The organism is Rhizobium sp. 05L429 (assembly GCF_056397645.1).
Genome location: NZ_JBFTNV010000003.1, coordinates 177598 through 197318 on the forward strand (window position 1 = coordinate 177598; position 19721 = coordinate 197318).

Here is a 19721-nt window from a genome sequence, read left to right on the forward strand (position 1 = left end):
GCAGGCGATAGCGGTCCGATGACCCTCAGGCTTAAGTCATTCGGCGCATTGCGGCTGCAGGACGCGGCGGAAGAACCTGTCGCCTTCCCCGAAAAGGGCCTGTTGGCGATTTGCTATCTGCTCGACTGGCCTGACAGCGAATGCCCGCGGGGCGCACTCGCCCGTTTTCTGTGGGACAGTCACGACAACCCCGATATCATGGCGAACCTGCGCAAGATGATTTCGCGCGTCCAGGCGCGGCAGGCAGAACTCGGCGTGGAACTGCTGGTCTTTACGGCAACTGGCGTGCGGATCAGGCGGGAGGTCTTCGTGGCTGATCGCTCCGAACTTGATATGCCATCCTCGGCCGATCCGCTCGAAATGCTGCAACGGCTCGTATTCCTGCTACGGCAGGAGTTCCTTGCCGATCTCGCCGATCAAAGCGCCAGCACACGAGAATGGGTATCCAGCGAGCGCAACCGGCATATAGCGATCCTCGTCGACGTGCTGAAGCGGGCGCTGCCGGAAGCGCGCTCGCGGACCGATATCGGCCTCTTCAAGGAGGCCGCGCTCAGGATTTTCCGCAATGCGCCCGATGACGATAGCATCCGCCATATCCTGCTGGAGGCCTATGAGGCCGAGGGGCATCTGGAAAACGCCAGGCAGCTTTTCGAAAGCCGCCGGCGCGATCTCCAGCACTCGCTAGAGGTCGGCCTCGACCTGCAGGCACTGAAGGAAGTGCGCAAGATTTTCGATGCCGGCAGGACGCCAGCTCTGCCGGCTGCGCCGTCGATTGAAAGCGGCATCATCCTGAAAACTGCGCCCCTGCCCCGTCTTGCCCTGTTGCCGCCGGTCGAAGCCAGCGATCTCGGGGCCCTGCCGGTGCTCTCGGAGGCGCTGATCGAAGACGTGACCATCGGCCTTTGCGCCCTGAACAGCGTCTCGGTCGTCGCGCCGCATACCGCCGCGCAGATCGCGCGCCATGCCGATAGATCGGGCATGATCCTGCGTCATTCGATCTCCTACGTGCTCGATACGCGACTGACCACCGGCAGCGGGATGCCATCGCTGTTCGTCCAGCTCGTCTACGCCGCCAGTGATGAGGTCATCTGGGCCGAGCGCTTCAGCCTCGAAAAATACGACCTGATCACCAACCGGCGGGAGATCGCGCGGCGCATCGCCAGGGAGCTCTCCGGGCAGATTCGCCAGAACGAGACCGTGCGCGGGGCTTTCGAAAACAACCCTGCCGCCTATCACAGCTATCTCCTGGGCTTCCGCGACATGAAGCGGCTTTCGCTGCCGGATATTCGCCGCGCGCGGAAGGCTTTCCGCACAGCGTTGCAGCACAGCGCCCATTTCTCACCCGCCCTTGCCGGCCTTGCGCGTACCTTCCTTGTCGAATGGCTGCTGACGGCCCGCGGCGATGGCGAACTGATCCAGCTTGCGGAAGATTATGCAAACCAGGCGATCGTCGCCGATCCGTCGTTGGCTTCAGGCTTCCGCCAGCTCGGCGTCGCCAAACTCTATCTGAACGACCTCGATGAAAGCGTGGTGGCCCTGAAGGTCGCCGAGGAACTCAGCCCGCATTATGCCGACGGCATCGCAAGTTATGCCGACACGCTCGTGCATGCCTCGCGCCCGGCCGATGGACTGGCCAAGATTGAGCGGGCGATCTCGCTCAATCCGCTGAGCCCTGCCGATTATCTCTGGACCGAGGCCGGCGCGAATTTCGCTCTTTCCAACTATACCGAAGCGCTGGACGCGATCGGCAAAATGGATGACCGAACGCCCGCCGACCGGCTTGCGGCCGCTTGCTGGGCGATGCTCGGCGACGTGGAAAAAGCCCGTCTCTACATGCGCAAGGCACGCAAAACCCATCCGGATTTCGAAGTCGACAAATGGCTGTCGCTCGTGCCCTTCAAGGAGGCCTGGCAGAAGGAACAGTATCGCGAGGCCCTGCGAAAGGCAGGCTTCTGACACGTTCGGTCCATACCGCAGAGTTGCCGCCTGCCAATACGCCAGCCAGACTGGTGTCACGCCCATGTCACGCGCTTTCCTCGACCACATCCGCTAGAACTCCTCCCAACACGGCTGGGGAGCTCAGTGAGAATGGCAATGGAAGACATCATCGAACTCGGGACCGCCGAGAAGGACCAACGGCTGCGGGATATCGCATCGCTCGCGCGGCTCGTTTCCTACGCTCGTCAGAACGCCCGGGAACTCAATGCAGAATTCTCGGTCTATTGCCTCGACCTCGCGCTCGGCGCGCTGCTGCAGGACCTCACCGAGAGCGGCATAAACCTGCCCGTGGAGGGAACGGTCGAAGATGCGCCGGCAGGCCTGGTGCATTGAAGGTCGATGGCTTACCCCCGCCAGCGTCAGCGGATTAGGTGCTGCGAAATGGCAGGCGGTGAACTGGTTCGGCGGGACTTCGCAGCGCGGGAGCCGATCAACCTTGCAGATGTCCTTCAGCGACGATCATCCGCCTTTCGGGAGAACTCGTCGAACGGCGCGAAGCAAAAGACCCGGTAAGACCGCGTCGAGCAGGCTCACATGTGAAGCGCGTTCCCCAAAGCCTTGAGCGCTGCTTCCATGACCGCCTCACTGCGGGTCGGATGAGCATGGATCGTGCCAGCGATATCCTCCAGCCGCGCGCCCATTTCGATGGCGAGCGCAAAGGCGGCCGAGAGTTCGGAAACCCCAGCGCCCACCGCCTGCAGGCCGAGAACGAGATTGGTATCGGCCCGCGCCACCACCCGCACAAAGCCCTCTTCCGACAGCATCGTCATCGCCCGTCCATTGGCGCTGAAGGGAAACTGACCGGTCCTGATGTCGTAACCCTGGGCGCGGGCTTCGGCCGGCGACAGGCCGGCGCTGACGATTTCCGGATCGGTAAAGCAGATAGCCGGAATGCAGCGCTTGTCCCATGCACGCTTCTTGCCCGCGATGATTTCCGCCACCATCTCTCCCTGCGCCATCGCTCGATGCGCCAGCATCGGCTCGCCGGTGACATCGCCGATCGCATAGATGCCGCGCATCGAAGTCCGGCAGCGGTCGTCGATCCTGAGAAAGGGCCCGGCGCGGTCGAGATCCAGTTCTTCAAGCCCCGAGCCCGCGGTTCGCGGACGACGGCCGACAGTGACGAGAATGCGGTCGGCCGGCAGCGCCTGCTGCCCTCCGTCAGGCATTTCGACGACCAGCCCATCGCCGGCATCGGAAAGGCCGATCGCCTTGGCACCAGTCAGCACGCGGATGCCACGCTCGGTCAGCTTGCGCATGACGGGACGGACGAGTTCGGCATCATATTGCGGCAAGACCTGCTGAGTTGCTTCTACCACGGTCACCTGCGACCCCATCTTGGCAAAGGCTGTTCCGAGTTCCAGCCCGATATAACCGCCGCCGATCACGACGAGATTCTTCGGCAATTCCGTCAGCGACAGCGCCTCGGTGGAGGACATCACCCGGCCACCGAAGGGCAGGTTCGCGAGTTCCACCGGATCCGAGCCGGTGGCAATGACAACGGTTTCGGCGCGAATGATCTGCTGTCCGGTCTCCGTCTCCACCTCGACCGTCTTGCCGTCTCGGAAACGGGCGCGGCCGTGGACGATCTTCACGCGCGCCTTCTGTAGGAGGCCGGAGACACCGCCTGTGAGCCGGCCGACGATTCCGTCCTTCCAGGTGATGGTCTTGGAAAGATCGATGGAAACGCCTTCGACGCGGATGCCCATCGGATTTTTGCCGGCCAGCATTTTCTGCGTGGCATCGAATTCTTCTGCGGCGTGGATCAGTGCCTTGGAGGGAATGCAGCCGACCGTCAGGCAGGTGCCACCAGGCTTGCCGGCCTCGACGATAACTGTATCGACACCCAGCTGGCCGGCGCGAATGGCGCAGACATAACCGCCTGGGCCGGCGCCGATGACGAGGAGCTTACAGACAATCTCTTTCATGGCTCAGCCTTCGATGAAAATAAGTGCCGGCGTTTCGAGTAGCGTGCGGATGCGCTGCACGAAGGTCGCCGCATCCCAGCCGTCGATGATGCGGTGATCAAAGCTGGAGGAGAGGTTCATCATCTTGCGCGGCACGAACTGCGCGCCGTCCCAGACCGGCCGCGTGGCGATCTTGTTGACGCCAATGATCGCCACTTCCGGATGATTGATGACGGGCGTGGAAACAATGCCGCCGAGTGCGCCGAGCGAGCTGATGGTGATGGTCGATCCTGACAATTCGTCGCGCGTGGCCGTACCGGAGCGGGCGGCTTCCGCCAGCCGGTTCATTTCGACTGCGCAATCGAAGATGCCGCGAGCCTCGGCATGGCGCACGACAGGCACGGTCAGACCCGCCGGCGTCTGTGTGGCTATGCCGATATGCACGGCGCCATGGCGTGTGATGATGCCGGCATCGTCATCGAAGGTGGCGTTGACGTCGGGTTGCGCAGCAATGGCTCTGACCAAAGCGCGCATCAGGAAAGGCAGCACCGTCAGCTTGGGGTGCTCGGATTTGCGGTCGGCATTCATGGTGGCGCGCAGCTCCTCGAGGGCCGTCATGTCCACCTCTTCCACATAGGTGATGTGGGGAATGCGCGACGTGGAGAGCACCATCTTCTCGGCGATGCGGCGGCGAAGGCCGGTCAGCTTGATCTCCTCGGTCGCCGTCTTCTTCGCCAGGCCGGCCCGCGCCGAAGCGGGTACCGCACCCTGGTTCAGGAACTGCTCGATATCCTCGCGCAGGATGCGGCCGGCTGGGCCGGTACCCTGAACCTGCCTGAGATCCACGCCGCTCTCGCGCGCGAAGAGCCGCACGGACGGCGCGGCGAGCGGCTTTTCGGCCGGTGGACTTGCCGGGGACGATGCCTTTGAAACGGACTTCGGAGCGTCGGCTTTCACCGGCTCGGCGGGGCGCGGTTGGGGGATGGTTTCAGGTTCCGCAACCCCTGTCTCGCCTGCCGTCTCGATGCGCACCAGCGGTGCCTTGACCGCGATTCGGTCGCCCACCTCGCCCCCAAGCCAGGTCACCGTGCCGTTGACGGGCGACGGGATTTCGACTGTGGCCTTGTCGGTCATGACGGCGGCGATCACCATGTCCTCGCGCACCGGATCGCCGGTCTTCACGTGCCATTCCACTAGCTCGGCCTCGGCGACCCCTTCGCCGACGTCGGGCATCTTGATGATGAATTCGCCCATGGCTCAGGCCTCCATGACTTCGGCAAGCGCGCGTCCGACGCGGCCGGGTCCGGGGAAATAATCCCACTCCTGCGCATGCGGATAGGGCGTGTCCCAGCCGGCGACGCGTACGACCGGCGCTTCCAGATGGTAGAAGCAATGTTCCTGCACCAGCGCCACAACCTCGGCGCCGAAGCCGGAGGTCAGGGTCGCTTCATGAACGACGACGCAGCGGCCGGTTTTGGTGACGGATTTGACGATCGTGTCGAGATCGAGCGGCAAGAGGCTCCTGAGATCGATCACCTCGGCATCGATGCCAGCATCCTCGGCGGCAGCCAGCGCCACATGCACCATGGTGCCGTAGGCAACGACTGTTACCGCCGCTCCTGCGCGCCGCACTTCGGCTTTGCCGATCGGGATCGTATAGTGCCCTTCCGGCACCTCGCCGAGATCATGTTTCGACCAGGGCGTGACCGGCCTCTCATGATGACCGTCGAAGGGGCCGTTATAAAGTCGCTTCGGTTCCAGGAACATCACGGGGTCGGCATCCTCGATGGCTGCGATCAACAGGCCCTTGGCGTCATAGGGGTTGGACGGCACGACCACTTTCAGGCCGCAGACGTGAGTAAAGAGTGCTTCCGGGCTCTGGCTGTGCGTCTGGCCACCGAAGATGCCTCCACCGGTCGGCATGCGCACGACGATCGGGCAGGTGAAGTCGCCATTGGAGCGATAGCGGATGCGCGCCGCCTCCTGCGTCAGCTGATCGTAGGCAGGATACATGTAGTCGGCGAACTGGATTTCGACACAGGGCTTCAGCCCATAGGCCGCCATCCCGATCGCCGTGCCGACAATGCCGGATTCGTTGATCGGCGCGTCGAAGCAGCGTGTCTTGCCGTATTTCGCCTGCAGGCCCTGCGTGCAGCGGAAGACACCGCCGAAATAGCCGACGTCCTCGCCGAAAACCACGACATTGTCGTCGCGCGCCATCGAGACGTCCATGCCGCTGCGCACGGCCTCGATCATCGTCATCCGGGCCATGTCAGTATCCCGCCTTCTGCCGCTGGCGGCGGATATGCGGCGGCATCTCAGCATAGACGCCCTCGAAGATGTCGCGCACCGAGGGCTTGCCGCCGTCGTGGAGCGTGCCGTGCCCTTCGGCCTGACGTTGGGCCTCGATCACCTCATCCAGGATTTCCGCTTCGGCCTGAGTATGGCGCTCTTCCGACCAGACGCCCCTGACGATCAGGTGTTTCTTCAGCCGCAGAACGGGATCGCCGAGCGGCCATGCTTCCGATTCCGTCTTCGGCCGATAGGCGCTCGGATCATCGGACGTCGAATGGGCTCCGACGCGATAGGTGACATATTCGATCAGCGTCGGGCCGAGATTGCGCCGGGCTCGCTCCGCCGCCCAGCGGGCGACGGCATGGACGGCGAGATAGTCGTTGCCATCGACCCGCAGCGCCGGAATGCCGAAGCCGAGGCCGCGGGCGGCAAATGTGCCGGAGCCGCCGCGGGCAATGCCCTGGAAGGTGGAGATCGCCCACTGATTGTTGACGATGTTGAGAATAACAGGCGCCTTGTAGGTGGAAGCAAAGACCAAAGCCGAATGAAAGTCCGATTCCGCCGTCGAGCCGTCGCCGATCCAGGCGGCTGCTATGCGGCTGTCATTCTTGATCGCCGAGGCCATGGCCCAGCCCACCGCCTGAACATATTGCGTGGCGAGATTTCCGGAGATGGTGAAGAAGCCATGCTCCTTGGAGGAATACATGATCGGCAGCTGCCGACCGCGTAGCGGATCACTCTCGTTCGAGTAGATCTGGTTCATCATCTCGACCATCGGATAGTCGTCTGCGATGAGCAGGCCAGCCTGGCGATAGGTTGGAAAATTCATGTCGCCCTTCTGCAGCGCCTTGCGGAAGGCGCAGCTGACGGCCTCTTCGCCGAGATGCTGCATGTAGAAGGAGGTCTTGCCCTGCCGCTGCGCCATCAGCATGCGGGCATCGAAAGCGCGCAGCTTCATCATGTTGCGAAGCCCGGTCAGCAATTCCTCGTCCGTCGACGACCCTGCCCATGGACCGACCGCCTCGCCGTCACGGTTCAGCACGCGGATGATCGAGTAGGCGAGATCGCGGATGTCCTCCGACGCGACATCTACTTCCGGCCGCGGCACGACACCGGCCTTGGCGATCTTGACGTTGGAAAAATCTGGCTGGCCGCCCGGGCGGACGGCGGGTTCGGGGACATGCAGGCTCAAACGAGCAGATTCCACCATATTATCTCTTTCCTCCCTTTATCGGCCTTGCTTCTCCTCCAGAACCAAGGCCTTAATCTTATAGATTGCGGGCAATCACCATGCGCTGCACGTCGCTCGTTCCCTCATAGATCTGGCAGATGCGCACATCGCGGTAGATGCGCTCCACCGGATAATCAGCCATGTAGCCGTAGCCGCCATGGATCTGGATCGCGTCGGAGCAAACCCGCTCGGCCATTTCCGAGGCAAAGAGCTTGGCCATCGACGCCTCCGACAGGCAGGGCAATCCCGCTTCTCTGAGTGAGGCAGCATGAAAAACGAGCTGCCGCGCCGCCTCGATCCGCGTCGCCATGTCAGCGAGCCGGAAGGCGACCGCTTGATGTTCCACGATCGGCTTGCCGAAAGCGCTACGTTCGCGGGCGTAATCGCGCGCCGCCTCGAAGGCCGCCTTCGCCATTCCAACGGCCTGCGCTGCAATGCCGATTCGCCCGCCCTCTAGATTGGCAAGCGCGATGCGATAGCCCTCACCCTCCTCGCCGAGCCTTAGCTCGGCCGGAATACGCATGTTACTGAAAGCGATCTGGCAGGTGTCGGAGGAATGAAGCCCGAGCTTTTCCTCGACGCGGATCACCTCGTAGCCCGGCGTATCGGTCGGCACGATGAAAGCGGTAATGCCCTTCTTTCCGGCATCGGGATCCGTGACGGCAAAGACGATGATGATCTGTCCGTTTTTACCCGAGGTGATGAATTGCTTGGCGCCGTCGAGCACGTAGTGATCGCCGTCGCGCCGCGCCCGCGTCTTGAGGTTCGAGGCATCGGAGCCCGCCTGCGGTTCCGTCAGCGCAAAACCGCCGATCCATTCGCCGCTTGCAAGCTTCGGCAGGAAGCGTTGCCGTTGTCCCTCATTGCCGAATTTCAGGATCGGCACGCAGCCGACCGAACTGTGCACGCTCATGATGGTCGAGCAGGGCCCGTCGCCGGCGGCGATTTCCTCCAGCACTGCAGCGTAAGCGATGACGCCGGTATCTGAGCCGCCATAGGCCTCCGGCACCAGCATGCCAAGCAGCCCGAGTTCGCCCATTTCCTTCAATTCTTCGCGGGGAAAGAGAGATTCCCGGTCGCGTTTTGCCGCTCCTGGCGCCAGCCGCTCCTGGGCGAAATCGCGGGCCAGATCGCGGATCTGCTGTTGAAGTTCGGAAAGGATCATCTGCTTCCCCTTCCTAGTGTCGCTCGATGGCGACCGCGGTTGCCTCACCGCCGCCGATGCAAAGTGCGGCCACGCCGCGCTTCAGGTCATAACGCTTCAGCGCCGAAAGCAGCGTCACCAGAATTCGGGCGCCGGACGCTCCGATTGGATGGCCGAGTGCACAGGCGCCGCCATGCACGTTCACCTTCTCATGCGGCAGGTTCAGGTCGCGCATCGCTGCCATGGCAACGACGGCAAAGGCCTCGTTGATCTCGAAGAGATCGACATCGGAGAGCGGCAGGCCGGTGCGATCGGACAGTTTTTGCATAGCGCCGATCGGCGCGGTGGCAAAGAGATTGGGGGCCTGCGAATGCGTGGCATGGCCGAGAATAGTGGCAAGTGGCGTGAGGCCGCGGCGATCCGCCTCCGAGCGGCGCATCAGAACGAGTGCGGCCGCACCGTCGGAAATCGAACTGGAATTGGCGGCCGTCACCGTACCGCCGTCACGAAAGGCCGGCTTCAGTGTCGGGATCTTGTCAGGCCTCGCCTTGCCCGGCTGCTCGTCACGGCTTGCCACCTGCTCGGCCTTGCCGGATTTCACCGTCACCGGCACAATTTCGCTGTCAAAATAACCCTCGGCAATCGCCTTCTGCGCCCGCGTCAGCGACGTGACCGCATAGGCGTCCTGCGCTTCGCGTGTAAACTGATAGGCTTCGGCGCAATCCTCCGCGAAGCTGCCCATCAAGCGCCCCTTGTCATACGCATCCTCCAGCCCGTCGAGGAACATATGGTCCACGACCCGCCCATGACCAAGCCTGTAGCCCGCACGGGCACGATCAAGGAGATAGGGCGCATTCGTCATGCTTTCCATGCCACCGGCAACAGCCACCGAAGCGCTTTCCACCGCAATGAGGTCATGGACCATCATGACCGCCTTCATGCCGGAGCCGCACATCTTGTTGATGGTACTCGCACCTGTCGCAAAGGGCAGTCCGGCATGGATCGCCGCCTGACGGGCCGGTGCCTGACCCTGTCCGGCCGGCAATACACAGCCGAAAACGACCTCCTCGATTGCATCCGCTTCGACGCCACTGCGCTGCAGGGCCGCGCGGATTGCCGCGGCGCCGAGTTCAGGGGCCGCGACATCCTTGAGTTCACCCTGAAAACTGCCGATCGGCGTGCGGGCTGCGCCAACGATGACGATGGGATCCTGTAAGGCCATGTTTTCTCCTTCGGGCCAGGCGCTCAGCGCGCGCCCATACGCAATGCGCCATCGAGGCGGATGACCTCACCGTTCAGCATGCTGTTTTCCAAGATGTGACGCACCAAAGCGGCAAATTCCGCCGGCCGTCCGAGACGCGTCGGGAAAGGAACGCTTTTGCCGAGTGCTTCCTGCACCTCGGCCGGCATGCCGGCCATCATCGGCGTTTCGAAAATGCCGGGTGCGATCGACACGGTGCGGATGCCGTGTCGTGCCAACTCGCGGGCGATCGGCAGCGTCATCGCCGCGACACCCCCCTTGGAGGCGGCGTAGGCTGCCTGACCGATCTGCCCGTCGAAGGCGGCAGCCGAGGCTGTATTGACGATCACGCCCCGCTCACCTTCAGCATCCGGTTGCGCAGTCTGGATGGCAACCGCCGCAAGCCGGATCATATTGAAGGTACCGATGAGGTTGATGCTGATCGTACGCGTAAAGCTCTCCAGCCGATGCGGGCCGTCACGCCCGATCACCTTTTCGGCCGGGGCTACGCCGGCGCAGTTGATAAGCCCGCGAAGCGGGCCGAAAGCATTCACGGCGGTGGCAATCACCGCCGCACCGTCCTCTTCATCAGTCACGTCGGCTTTGATGAAGCGTGCATCCTGTCCCAGTTCGCCAGCGATCGCCTCGCCTGCATCGAGATTAAGATCGGCAATCGTCACGCGCCCGCCGGCTTCGGCGAGCATACGTGCCGTTGCCGCTCCAAGCCCGGAGCCGCCGCCGGTAATGATGAAACTTGCGCCGCGGATTTGCACGGATCGCTCCTCTCTGCCCGGCAGACATCTCCTCCGAGTCCGCCTGAGCAAAGATTCTATTCCCTCGCCCTATTGCAAGCGATGACAGGATTGCTCCATTATTTCGGCCAGTTTTGCCATATTGATTTATCGGGGTGAAGCAACGATGGCCGAAACCGAACGCCGCATGATCGCACCGGGCTTCGTCGAGGAAGCGCTCGACAGCCTGCGCCGCCTTGGGAAACCGACAGCGTCTCTTCTGACGAAGCTCGGCCTGCCGCAGCGGATCGATCAACCGGTTTCGACTGAGGCCTATGGCGCGTTGTGGCTGGCGATCGCGGCCGAACTCGACGACGAATTCTTCGGCATGGGCGCCCGGCCGATGCGTAGCGGCAGCTTCACCCTGCTCTGCCATTGCGTACTGCACGCGCCCACGCTCGGCCACGCCCTTCGCCGGGCCTTGCGTTTCCTCGACGTGGTGCTGGACGATCCGCGCGGCAAACTGGTCATTCGCGACGGTTTGGCGCAGATCGAGCTTCGCGATGCCGGTGAGCCGCGCTCGGCCTTCGCCTATCGCACCTACTGGATCATCCTGCATGGCATCATCTGCTGGCTCGTCGGCCGTCGCATCCCAATCCGCCTCGTCGATTTCCGCTGCGCGGAACCCATCCAGGGCGCTGACTACCGGCTGTTCTTCGGTGCGCCTGTGCGCTTCTCGCAGCCGATCAGCCGGCTCGGCTTCGATAGCGCCATGCTCGACTTGCCGATATCGCGCAGCGAACAGGCGTTGAAGCAGTTCCTGCGGGGGGCGCCCGCCAATATTCTCGTGCGCTATCGCTACGATGCCGGCATTGCTGCTGCCGTGCGCCGTCGTCTCTCGCAGACCTCTCCCGCGGCCTGGTCGAGCTTCCGGACGCTCGCTGCCGAGATGCGCATGCCATCCTCGACGCTCCGCCATCGCCTGCATGACGAGGGCCAGAGCTATGCCGGCATCAAGGACGATATCCGCCGGGACCTCGCGGTCGACCTGTTGATAAACACATCGAAGACCATCGGAGAAATCGCCGTGCAACTCGGCTATTCCGAACCCAGCGCCTTCTTTCGCGCTTTCCGGAAATGGATGGGCAAGAGCCCCGACGCTTTCCGCCGGGAAGAACCCAAATCAGTGCAGTGGGAATAGACTTCGTTCGAGGGAGCTTTGAAGCGACCCCAACCCGCGCTACATATGATAGCGGGAGGAGTGCCATGTTTGATTTTTCGCTCGGCGAAACCGCGGACGCCATCCGCGAGGCGACGGCGCGATTTGCCGCCGATACCATCGCTCCGCTGGCCGCGGAGATCGACGAAAGCAATACGTTTCCACGTCAGCTCTGGCCGCAGATGGGTGCGCTTGGTCTGCACGGCATCACCGTGGAAGAAGAATTCGGCGGTGCCGGTCTCGGCTATCTCGAACATGTCGTCGCCATGGAGGAAGTCTCGCGTGCCTCGGCCTCCGTAGGCTTGAGTTACGGCGCCCATTCCAATCTCTGCGTCAATCAAATCCGTCGCTGGGCCACACCGGAGCAGAAGCAGCGCCATCTGCCCAAACTGATTTCCGGCGAGCATGTCGGCTCGCTTGCCATGTCGGAAGCCGGCTCCGGCTCGGATGTCGTGTCCATGCAGCTCAAGGCGGAACGCAAGGGTGATCGCTACCTCCTTAACGGGACAAAGTTCTGGATCACCAATGCACCGCATGCCGATGTGCTCGTCGTCTACGCGAAGACCGATCCGGCGGCCGGACCGAAGGGTATTTCGGCTTTCATCATTGAGAAGGGCATGCCCGGCTTCAGCGTTTCGAAGAAACTCTCCAAACTCGGCATGCGCGGCAGCGATACGGCAGAATTGGTCTTCCAGGATTGTGAGGTGCCGATAGAAGCGCTGATGGGGCGGGAAGGTGACGGCGTTAAGATCCTGATGTCCGGCCTCGATTATGAACGCGCCGTGCTTGCCGCAGGCCCGCTCGGTATCATGCAGGCCTGCCTCGATGTCGTGCTGCCCTATGTGCGGGACCGTAAACAGTTCGGCAAGCCGATCGGTGACTTCCAACTCATGCAGGGCAAGATTGCGGACATGTATGTCGCGCTGAATTCCTCACGCGCCTATGTCTATTCCGTCGCCCGCGCCTGCGATGCCGGCCGCACGAGCCGCTCGGATGCTGCAGCCGCCATCCTATTTGCCAGCGAGAATGCTGTGAAAGTATCGCTGGAGGCGATCCAGGCGCTCGGCGGAGCCGGATATACCAGGGAGTGGCCCGTCGAGCGCTTCCTGCGCGATGCCAAGCTCTATGATATCGGCGCCGGCACGAATGAAATCCGCCGCTATCTGATCGGCCGGGAGCTCATCGCATCATGACGGTGATTTCCTCTGAAATCGATCGCGACAGCGAAACTTTCAAGGCGAATGCCAACAAGAACAGCACTCTGGTCGACGAACTCTACGACCGCTCCGCAAAAACCCGCGAGGGCGGTTCAAGGGCAGCCCGCGAGCGCCATACAGGCAAGGGCAAGCTCCTGCCGCGCGACCGCATCCAGCTTTTGCTCGACGCCGGCAGTCCTTTCCTGGAGATGGGAACGCTGGCGGCGAACGGCATGTATGGCGACGAGGCGCCGGGTGCCGGCATCATCACCGGCATCGGCCGCGTTTGCGGCCGCGAGGTGATGATTGTCGCCAATGATGCGACGGTGAAAGGCGGCGCCTATTTCCCGATGACCGTAAAGAAGCATCTGCGGGCGCAGGAGATCGCGATGCAGAACCGACTGCCCTGCGTCTACCTTGTCGATAGCGGCGGCGCCAACCTTCCGCATCAGGCCGAGGTCTTCCCCGATCGCGATCATTTCGGCGCGATCTTCTTTAATCAGGCGCAGATGTCGGCCGAAGGCATTCCGCAAATCGCCTGCGTGATGGGAAGCTGTACGGCGGGCGGCGCCTACGTCCCTGCCATGTCCGACGAAACGATCATCGTGCGCAATCAGGGCACGATTTTCCTGGCCGGCCCGCCTCTGGTGAAAGCTGCGACCGGCGAGATCATTTCGGCCGAGGAACTCGGCGGTGCTGAAACCCATGGCCGCCGCTCCGGCGTCGTCGATCATGTCGCCGAAAATGACGAGCATGCACTGCTGCTCGTCCGCGATATCGTCGCCAGCCTCAACAGCGTAAAGACGGTCGATATCGACGTTCAGGCCCCGCGCCCGCCAAAACTCGATCCCGAGGATCTCAACGGCGTTATCCCCGAAGATGTCCGCTCGCCGTACGATGTGCGCGAGGTCATCGGTCGCCTCGTCGACGGTTCGGAGTTGCACGAGTTCAAGCCGCTCTATGGCACGACGCTGGTCTGCGGCTTTGCGCGCATCTGGGGCATGCCGGTTGCCGTCATCGCCAACAATGGCGTGCTATTTTCCGAAAGTGCATTGAAGGGCGCGCATTTCATTGAGCTTGCCTGCCAGCGTCGCGTGCCGCTGCTCTTCCTGCAGAACATATCGGGCTTCATGGTCGGCGGCCGTTATGAGGCCGGCGGCATCGCCAAGGATGGGGCGAAGCTCGTCACCGCAGTCGCAACTGCCAGCGTGCCGAAAGTGACCGTCATCATCGGCGGCAGCTTCGGCGCCGGCAATTACGGCATGTGCGGCCGCGCTTATCGGCCGCGCTTCCTCTTCACCTGGCCGAACAGCCGTATCAGCGTCATGGGCGGCGATCAGGCGGCCTCCGTACTCGCCACGATCCGCCGAGACGCCATGGAAGCGCGTGGGGAGACCTGGCCCGCAGATGAGGAGGAAGCCTTCAAGTCGCCGATCCGCGCCGGCTACGAGGCGGAAGGCAACCCCTATTATGCCACCGCCCGCCTCTGGGACGACGGGATCATCGATCCGCGTCAAACGCGGGATGTGCTGGGCCTTGCCTTTTCCGCCTGCCTGAATGCGCCGATCCCGAAGGGACCGCGTTTCGGCCTGTTCAGGATGTGAGGTGACGCAATGATGGAAAGCCTTCTCATTGCCAACAGGGGCGAGATCGCCCGCCGCATCGTCCGGACGGCGAAAACCCTCGGCATCCGCACCATCGCCGTCTATTCCGAAGCCGATGCCGGCCTGCCCTTCGTGGCGGAAGCGGATGAGGCGGTCGCAATCGGCTCGCCGCCGGCGCGTGAAAGCTATCTCTCGCAGGATCGCATTCTGGACGCAGCTCGCAAGACCGGCGCTGCCGCCATCCATCCCGGCTATGGATTCCTGTCGGAGAATGCCGATTTTGCCGAAGCGGTGGAGAGCTTAGGCATGATCTGGGTTGGCGCGCCGCCCGCCGCGATTCGTGCCATGGGGCTCAAGGATGCGGCCAAGCAGCTGATGCAGGCGGCCGGCGTGCCGGTCACACCCGGCTATATGGGCATGGACCAGAGCGACGAGAGGCTCGCCGCTGAGGCGGAAGCGACAGGCTTTCCCGTGCTCATAAAAGCCGTCGCCGGCGGCGGCGGCAAGGGCATGCGCCGGGTGGACCGGTCGGAGGAATTCGCCGAACTGCTCGCCTCATGCCGCCGCGAGGCGGCCTCTTCCTTTGGCGACGAGCGTGTGCTGATCGAGCGCTATATCTCCAATCCGCGCCATATCGAGGTGCAGGTCTTTGCCGATCGCTTCGGCAATTGCGTCCATCTCTTCGAGCGCGACTGCTCGCTGCAGCGTCGACACCAGAAGGTGATCGAGGAGGCGCCGGCACCCGGCCTCGACGCCATCACCCGTGCTGCGATCTGCGATGCCGCTGTCAAGGCCGCCAAGGCCGCGAACTACGTCGGGGCCGGCACCATCGAATTCATCGCAGACGCCTCCGAGGGCCTGCGTCCCGACCGCATCTGGTTCATGGAAATGAACACCCGGTTGCAGGTCGAACATCCTGTCACCGAGGCCATCACCGGCGAAGACCTCGTGCTCTGGCAGCTGAAGGTCGCCGCCGGGGAGCCTCTGCCGAAAGAGCAGGACGAGATCACCATGAAGGGCTGGGCATTCGAAGCCCGCCTCTATGCCGAAAATCCGGCTGCCGGCTACTTGCCCTCGATCGGTCGTCTCGATCATTTGCGCCTGCCCCAAAATGTTCGGGTCGACAGCGGTGTCGAGGAAGGCAATGAGATCACCGCCTTCTACGATCCGATGATCGCCAAGATCATCGCCCATGGCTCGAACCGTGAAGTAGCCCTCTCAATCCTCGCCAAGGCTTGCGAGAGCATCGAAGTCTGGCCGGTGAAATCCAATGCCGGCCTTCTCGCCCGCATCGCCTCCGACCCGGATTTCCGCGCGGCGAAGGTCGATACGGGTTTCCTCGATCGTCACGGCGAAACCCTGCTGGCAAAGGAGCCTGACGAGACGACAATCGACAAGGCCGTTACAAGACTGACAGCAACAGATGCGACCGATCCCTGGTCAGCTCTTGCCGGCCTGCGCATCTCGGGCACAAGCGATTGCCGTACGCGCGTTCGCGTAGGCGACCATCTCTATTGGGGCCGTGTCCGGCTCGGCCTCGAAACCAATGCTGTCAAGTCCGGCGAAACCATTGTCCTTTTCGATGCCGGTAATGCCTGGCCAATTTGCCTGCCCGTCGCAAGCGAAGTCGAAGCGCACCAGGGTGCCAGTGATGGCGCGATCCTTTCGCCGATGCCTGGCCTCATCATCTCTGTCGATGTTGCGGAAGGCGACCATGTCGCCAAAGGCGACAGGCTGCTGACAGTGGAAGCGATGAAGATGGAACATACGCTGCGCGCGCCCTTTGACGGCATCGTCCAGAAGTTGCCGGTCTCGGCAGGTGCCAGGGTTTCGGAAAACCAGCTTGTCGTCAGCGTCGTGAAGGAGCAAGAGTGATGGCCGGCCGCTATTTCGACGAATGGACAGTCGGCGATCGGATTGCCCACGAGATCCGCCGCACGGTCACGGAAACCGACAACCTGCTCTTCACGACGCTCTCCCATAATCCGCAACCGCTGCATCTCGATGCCGATTATGCGGCGCGCACCGAATTCGGCCGCATCGTCGTCAATGGCACTTTCACCTTCGCGCTCACCGTCGGTCTTTCGGTTGGCGACACGACGCTCGGCACGCTGATCGCCAACCTCGGCTACGACAAGGTGACGATGCCGCAGCCGGTCTTCATCGGCGATACGCTTCGGGTGGAAACCGAGGTGACGGAGCTCAGGCGCTCTAACTCCCGGCCCGATGCCGGGATCATCACGTTCCGGCATGTCACGCTGAATCAGCGAAACGAGACCGTCTGCCAGTGCCTGCGCACGGCCATGCTGCAGGTGAAGCCGTCATGAGGCTGCGTTCGCTGCTCTTCGTGCCCGGCGATCGACCGGAGCGCTTCGACAAGGCGCTCGCCTCGGGCGCCGATGCCGTCATCCTCGACCTGGAAGATTCCGTTTCCGCGCAGAACAAGCCTAAGGCGCGGGACGCCGTACGCGACTTCGTCATGCGCCGCGCGGCCGATGCGGCGCTTGTCATTCGCATCAATCCCCTCGCCTCGCCCGCCTTCGAGGACGATCTTGCTGCACTCAGCGATCTTGATCCCTTCGCGATCATGCTGCCGAAGGCTGAAGGTTCGGCATCCGTGCGCCAGCTTAAAAGCCGCCTGTCCTCCTCCGTTCCTATCCTGCCGATCGCAACCGAAACGCCGGCCGCTATCTTCGAGATCGGCAGCTACCGGGATGTCGCGTCTCATCTTTGCGGACTGACATGGGGAGCGGAAGATCTGCCTGCCGCGATCGGCGCGGCGACCGCCCGCGAGGCAGATGGACGCTATACTGCGCCTTATGAGCTCGCCCGTTCTCTCGTTCTCTTTGGCGCTCACGCAGCTGCCGTTCCTGCCGTCGAGACCGTCTATCCCCATTTCCGCGATCTCGACGGCGTTACGGCCTATGCGGCCCGTGCGCGGCGCGACGGTTTCTCGGCCATGATGGCGATCCATCCGAGCCAGGTGGAACCGATCAACCATGCCTTTACACCTGACGCGGCCGAGATCGGCTGGGCGGAAAAAGTAGTGGCCGCCTTTGCCGCCTGTCCCGATATCGGCGTTATCCAGATCGACGGGCGCATGCTCGACCTGCCGCATCTGAAACTCGCGAAACGTATTCTGCAGGCCGGAAAAATATAAAATGAAAGGTGACACCAGCCGCCACGGTCTTTCGCTCTTTTGTGCGCAGCGAAGAAGCAACTGCTGCAAGGCCTTATATGCGGGTTCGCGAGACCTGAAAACGCCCAATAAATAAGCAAAGAAGCTTTTATGTCGTAAAACAAATATCATATGTCGCATTTCGATAGCTCAACGCACAGCTGTGCAAAGCTATTTCCGAGGTGGAATTCATCTGATAGCAGGTTGTTCTCGGCCGGGCCTTCGAGAGCTTTTAAAATCAACCTAATAATAATGTCTATTAATAGAATTGAATAGGAACCACGGCTTTCACAATGCCGGCTATATTTTGTATATAAATAGAATATAGGCGATCCGATCGGCCGATCGTAAGAAATTAATGCATCGATGTTCCACCAGAATTTCACAAAATTTGGACATGAATATTTTATGACAGAAACTTTCTACTCTCTTCATGTCATAGAAACTTCATTGGTTACCGGAAATTGAACCAGTTAATAGGGCGTGCGCTCAAGAGGGGGCGCGTCCTATTTTTCGAGGGTTCTCATGCAAGCCAAGCTTCTCGGCGCCGTAGGCGCCCTACTCGCTTCAGCCTTCCTTGCTGCTGGTCCTGTCGCCGCCGCCGAAAAGACCAAGATCGATTTCTGGTTCGGCAACTCGGGCGATATTGCTACGCGCGTTCAGGAACAGTGCGACCGTTTCAACAAGTCGCAGAACGACTTCGAAGTCGTCTGCACCAGCCAGGGTTCTTATGACGCCTCGCTGCAGAACACGATCGCCGCTTTCCGCGCCGGCAAGCAGCCGACCATCGCACAGGTCTCCGACGCTGGTACGCTCGACATCATGCTGTCGGGCGCTTACTATCCGGCCAACAAGCTCATGAGCGACATGGGCTACAATGTCGACTGGAAGGACTACTTCTCCGGCATCGCCGGCTACTACGCAACGTCGAAGGGCGAGATGTACTCCTTCCCCTTCAACTCCTCCACGGCCCTGCTCTACTGGAACAAGGACGCCTTCGCCAAGATCGGCAAGGACCATGCTCCGGCGACCTGGAAGGAAGCAGGCGAAGACTTCAAGGCTCTGAAGGACGCAGGCTACGCTTGCCCGCTCGCCTTCGACATCTCCAACAACGAAGTCTGGCAGTTCATCGAGCAGTTTGAAGCTGTAAACGGCGAAGCCATCGCAACAAAGAAGAACGGCTTTGAAGGCCTCGACGCCGAACTGGTGTTCAACAAGAACCCGATGCTCGTCAACTACGTCAAGGACCTGAAGTCCTGGTACGACAACAAGCTCGCTGTCATCAAGAACAAGGCTGTCGGCCAGACCTTCGTCGAGGCCTTCGCTGCTGGCGAATGCCAGGTCATCCTGACCTCGGTTGGCGACCATGGCAACATCGGCCGTACCGCCAAGCAGGGCATGAACTGGGGCGTTTCGATGCTGCCGACCTATGGCGACGCAACGCGTCACAGCTCTTACGTTGGCGGCGCTTCGCTCTGGGTTCTGAAGGGTCATTCGGACGCCGAATACAAGGCTGCCGCTTCCTTCTTCAACTTCATTGCAAAGCCGGAAGAAGCTCTCACCTGGTCGACCGTTACCGGCTATATCCCGGTTCGTAACTCCGGCTTCGAATACCTGAAGAAGCAGGGCTTCTACGACAAGGCTCCCTATGCCGGTCGCGAACTTGCCATTCAGAGCCTGACCGCTTCTCCGGCTGGCGACACGTCTGCAAAGGGCATCCGTCTCGGTGGCCTGCTCCAGGTCCGTACCGAAATCGCTAACGGCCTGCAGGCGATCTTCGTCAACAATGCCGATGTCCAGGCTTCGCTCGGCTCTGCTGCCGATCGCGGCAACCAGCTCCTGCGTCGCTTCCAGCAGACCTACAAGGGCGTTCAGCTCCCCTAATCGGTTGATATGAGCCGCACCCGGTCCGCTTCTGGCGCTCCGGGTGCGGCTTTGTACATTCCCTACCGGCTGCGGAAGCGAGATCGCCGCCCGC

Annotated in this window: 16 protein-coding genes; 9 read left to right on the forward strand and 7 right to left on the reverse strand. The window is 62.0% G+C overall.

What is annotated here, in order from left to right; genetic code table 11:
* Positions 1-18 precede the first annotated feature (18 nt).
* Both AC1DNW_RS04125 and AC1DNW_RS04130 read left to right on the forward strand, forming a co-directional pair.
* On the forward strand, positions 19-1956 hold the full coding sequence (locus tag AC1DNW_RS04125) for an SARP family transcriptional regulator (RefSeq protein ID WP_477852000.1): 1938 nt from the start codon (positions 19-21) through the stop codon (positions 1954-1956).
* A 138-nt stretch (positions 1957-2094) separates the two neighbouring features.
* Positions 2095-2331, forward strand: a complete 237-nt coding sequence (locus tag AC1DNW_RS04130) for a hypothetical protein (RefSeq protein WP_113298753.1) — start codon at positions 2095-2097, stop codon at positions 2329-2331.
* Positions 2332-2528: 197 nt separating this feature from the next.
* On the opposite strand, the gene lpdA is transcribed toward AC1DNW_RS04130, so the two are convergent.
* Genes lpdA through AC1DNW_RS04165 form a run of 7 tightly spaced genes read right to left on the reverse strand, consistent with a single transcriptional unit; the run spans position 2529 to position 10588 of the window.
* The gene (gene lpdA / locus AC1DNW_RS04135) at positions 2529-3926 is read right to left on the reverse strand and encodes a dihydrolipoyl dehydrogenase (RefSeq protein ID WP_477852001.1); all 1398 of its coding nucleotides are present in this window, start codon (positions 3924-3926) and stop codon (positions 2529-2531) included.
* Positions 3927-3929: 3 nt separating this feature from the next.
* Positions 3930-5159, reverse strand: coding sequence for a dihydrolipoamide acetyltransferase family protein (locus AC1DNW_RS04140; RefSeq protein WP_113308916.1), 1230 nt, complete (start codon positions 5157-5159; stop codon positions 3930-3932).
* A gap of 3 nt (positions 5160-5162) precedes the next feature.
* Positions 5163-6176, reverse strand: a complete 1014-nt coding sequence (locus tag AC1DNW_RS04145; RefSeq protein ID WP_477852002.1) for an alpha-ketoacid dehydrogenase subunit beta — start codon at positions 6174-6176, stop codon at positions 5163-5165.
* 1 nt (position 6177) lies between these two features.
* Complete coding sequence (locus AC1DNW_RS04150) at positions 6178-7410, reverse strand: 3-methyl-2-oxobutanoate dehydrogenase (2-methylpropanoyl-transferring) subunit alpha (protein ID WP_113298749.1); 1233 nt, start codon at positions 7408-7410, stop codon at positions 6178-6180.
* A 58-nt stretch (positions 7411-7468) separates the two neighbouring features.
* Positions 7469-8596: an acyl-CoA dehydrogenase family protein gene (locus AC1DNW_RS04155; protein WP_477852003.1), complete on the reverse strand. Its 1128-nt coding sequence runs from the start codon at positions 8594-8596 to the stop codon at positions 7469-7471.
* Between the two features lie 13 nt (positions 8597-8609).
* The gene (locus tag AC1DNW_RS04160) at positions 8610-9797 is read right to left on the reverse strand and encodes an acetyl-CoA C-acyltransferase (RefSeq protein WP_477852004.1); all 1188 of its coding nucleotides are present in this window, start codon (positions 9795-9797) and stop codon (positions 8610-8612) included.
* Positions 9798-9820: 23 nt separating this feature from the next.
* Positions 9821-10588 (reverse strand): 3-hydroxyacyl-CoA dehydrogenase, encoded by a 768-nt coding sequence (locus AC1DNW_RS04165; RefSeq protein WP_477852005.1) that lies wholly within the window; start codon positions 10586-10588, stop codon positions 9821-9823.
* 145 nt (positions 10589-10733) lie between these two features.
* Here AC1DNW_RS04165 and AC1DNW_RS04170 point away from each other — a divergent pair, with 145 nt between their 5' ends.
* The 7 genes from AC1DNW_RS04170 to AC1DNW_RS04200 all read left to right on the forward strand — a co-directional run bounded on the left by AC1DNW_RS04170 (position 10734) and on the right by AC1DNW_RS04200 (position 19627).
* Positions 10734-11747 carry an AraC family transcriptional regulator gene (locus AC1DNW_RS04170; RefSeq protein WP_113508088.1) on the forward strand — a complete coding sequence of 338 codons (1014 nt, stop codon included), beginning with the start codon at positions 10734-10736 and terminating at the stop codon, positions 11745-11747.
* 65 nt (positions 11748-11812) lie between these two features.
* A complete protein-coding gene (locus AC1DNW_RS04175) occupies positions 11813-12958 on the forward strand; it encodes an isovaleryl-CoA dehydrogenase (protein WP_477852007.1) in 1146 nt (381 codons plus the stop codon).
* The gene (locus AC1DNW_RS04180) at positions 12955-14565 is read left to right on the forward strand and encodes a carboxyl transferase domain-containing protein (protein ID WP_477852008.1); all 1611 of its coding nucleotides are present in this window, start codon (positions 12955-12957) and stop codon (positions 14563-14565) included. The genes AC1DNW_RS04175 and AC1DNW_RS04180 overlap by 4 nt, the downstream gene beginning before the upstream one ends.
* A 9-nt stretch (positions 14566-14574) precedes the next feature.
* The gene (locus AC1DNW_RS04185) at positions 14575-16440 is read left to right on the forward strand and encodes an acetyl/propionyl/methylcrotonyl-CoA carboxylase subunit alpha (protein WP_477852009.1); all 1866 of its coding nucleotides are present in this window, start codon (positions 14575-14577) and stop codon (positions 16438-16440) included.
* Positions 16440-16892: a MaoC family dehydratase gene (locus tag AC1DNW_RS04190; protein WP_477852010.1), complete on the forward strand. Its 453-nt coding sequence runs from the start codon at positions 16440-16442 to the stop codon at positions 16890-16892. Before AC1DNW_RS04185 ends, AC1DNW_RS04190 begins: the two co-directional genes overlap by 1 nt.
* Complete coding sequence (locus tag AC1DNW_RS04195) at positions 16889-17725, forward strand: HpcH/HpaI aldolase/citrate lyase family protein (RefSeq protein ID WP_477852011.1); 837 nt, start codon at positions 16889-16891, stop codon at positions 17723-17725. Before AC1DNW_RS04190 ends, AC1DNW_RS04195 begins: the two co-directional genes overlap by 4 nt.
* A 543-nt stretch (positions 17726-18268) precedes the next feature.
* Positions 18269-19627, forward strand: a complete 1359-nt coding sequence (locus AC1DNW_RS04200; RefSeq protein WP_477852012.1) for an extracellular solute-binding protein — start codon at positions 18269-18271, stop codon at positions 19625-19627.
* The last annotated feature ends 94 nt before the right edge of the window (positions 19628-19721 follow it).

Bases quoted from the DNA above. Each gene is read 5' to 3' on its own strand.
- AC1DNW_RS04175 (WP_477852007.1), top strand. From the start codon at position 11,813: ATGTTTGATTTTTCGCTCGGCGAAACCGCGGACGCCATCCGCGAGGCG.
- AC1DNW_RS04185 (WP_477852009.1), top strand. From the start codon at position 14,575: ATGATGGAAAGCCTTCTCATTGCCAACAGGGGCGAGATCGCCCGCCGC.
- AC1DNW_RS04140 (WP_113308916.1), bottom strand. From the start codon at position 5,159: ATGGGCGAATTCATCATCAAGATGCCCGACGTCGGCGAAGGGGTCGCC.
- AC1DNW_RS04200 (WP_477852012.1), top strand. From the start codon at position 18,269: ATGCAAGCCAAGCTTCTCGGCGCCGTAGGCGCCCTACTCGCTTCAGCC.
- AC1DNW_RS04150 (WP_113298749.1), bottom strand. From the start codon at position 7,410: ATGGTGGAATCTGCTCGTTTGAGCCTGCATGTCCCCGAACCCGCCGTC.
- AC1DNW_RS04130 (WP_113298753.1), top strand. From the start codon at position 2,095: ATGGAAGACATCATCGAACTCGGGACCGCCGAGAAGGACCAACGGCTG.
- lpdA (WP_477852001.1), bottom strand. From the start codon at position 3,926: ATGAAAGAGATTGTCTGTAAGCTCCTCGTCATCGGCGCCGGCCCAGGC.
- AC1DNW_RS04180 (WP_477852008.1), top strand. From the start codon at position 12,955: ATGACGGTGATTTCCTCTGAAATCGATCGCGACAGCGAAACTTTCAAG.
- AC1DNW_RS04125 (WP_477852000.1), top strand. From the start codon at position 19: ATGACCCTCAGGCTTAAGTCATTCGGCGCATTGCGGCTGCAGGACGCG.
- AC1DNW_RS04145 (WP_477852002.1), bottom strand. From the start codon at position 6,176: ATGGCCCGGATGACGATGATCGAGGCCGTGCGCAGCGGCATGGACGTC.
- AC1DNW_RS04160 (WP_477852004.1), bottom strand. From the start codon at position 9,797: ATGGCCTTACAGGATCCCATCGTCATCGTTGGCGCAGCCCGCACGCCG.
- AC1DNW_RS04190 (WP_477852010.1), top strand. From the start codon at position 16,440: ATGGCCGGCCGCTATTTCGACGAATGGACAGTCGGCGATCGGATTGCC.
- AC1DNW_RS04155 (WP_477852003.1), bottom strand. From the start codon at position 8,596: ATGATCCTTTCCGAACTTCAACAGCAGATCCGCGATCTGGCCCGCGAT.
- AC1DNW_RS04170 (WP_113508088.1), top strand. From the start codon at position 10,734: ATGGCCGAAACCGAACGCCGCATGATCGCACCGGGCTTCGTCGAGGAA.
- AC1DNW_RS04195 (WP_477852011.1), top strand. From the start codon at position 16,889: ATGAGGCTGCGTTCGCTGCTCTTCGTGCCCGGCGATCGACCGGAGCGC.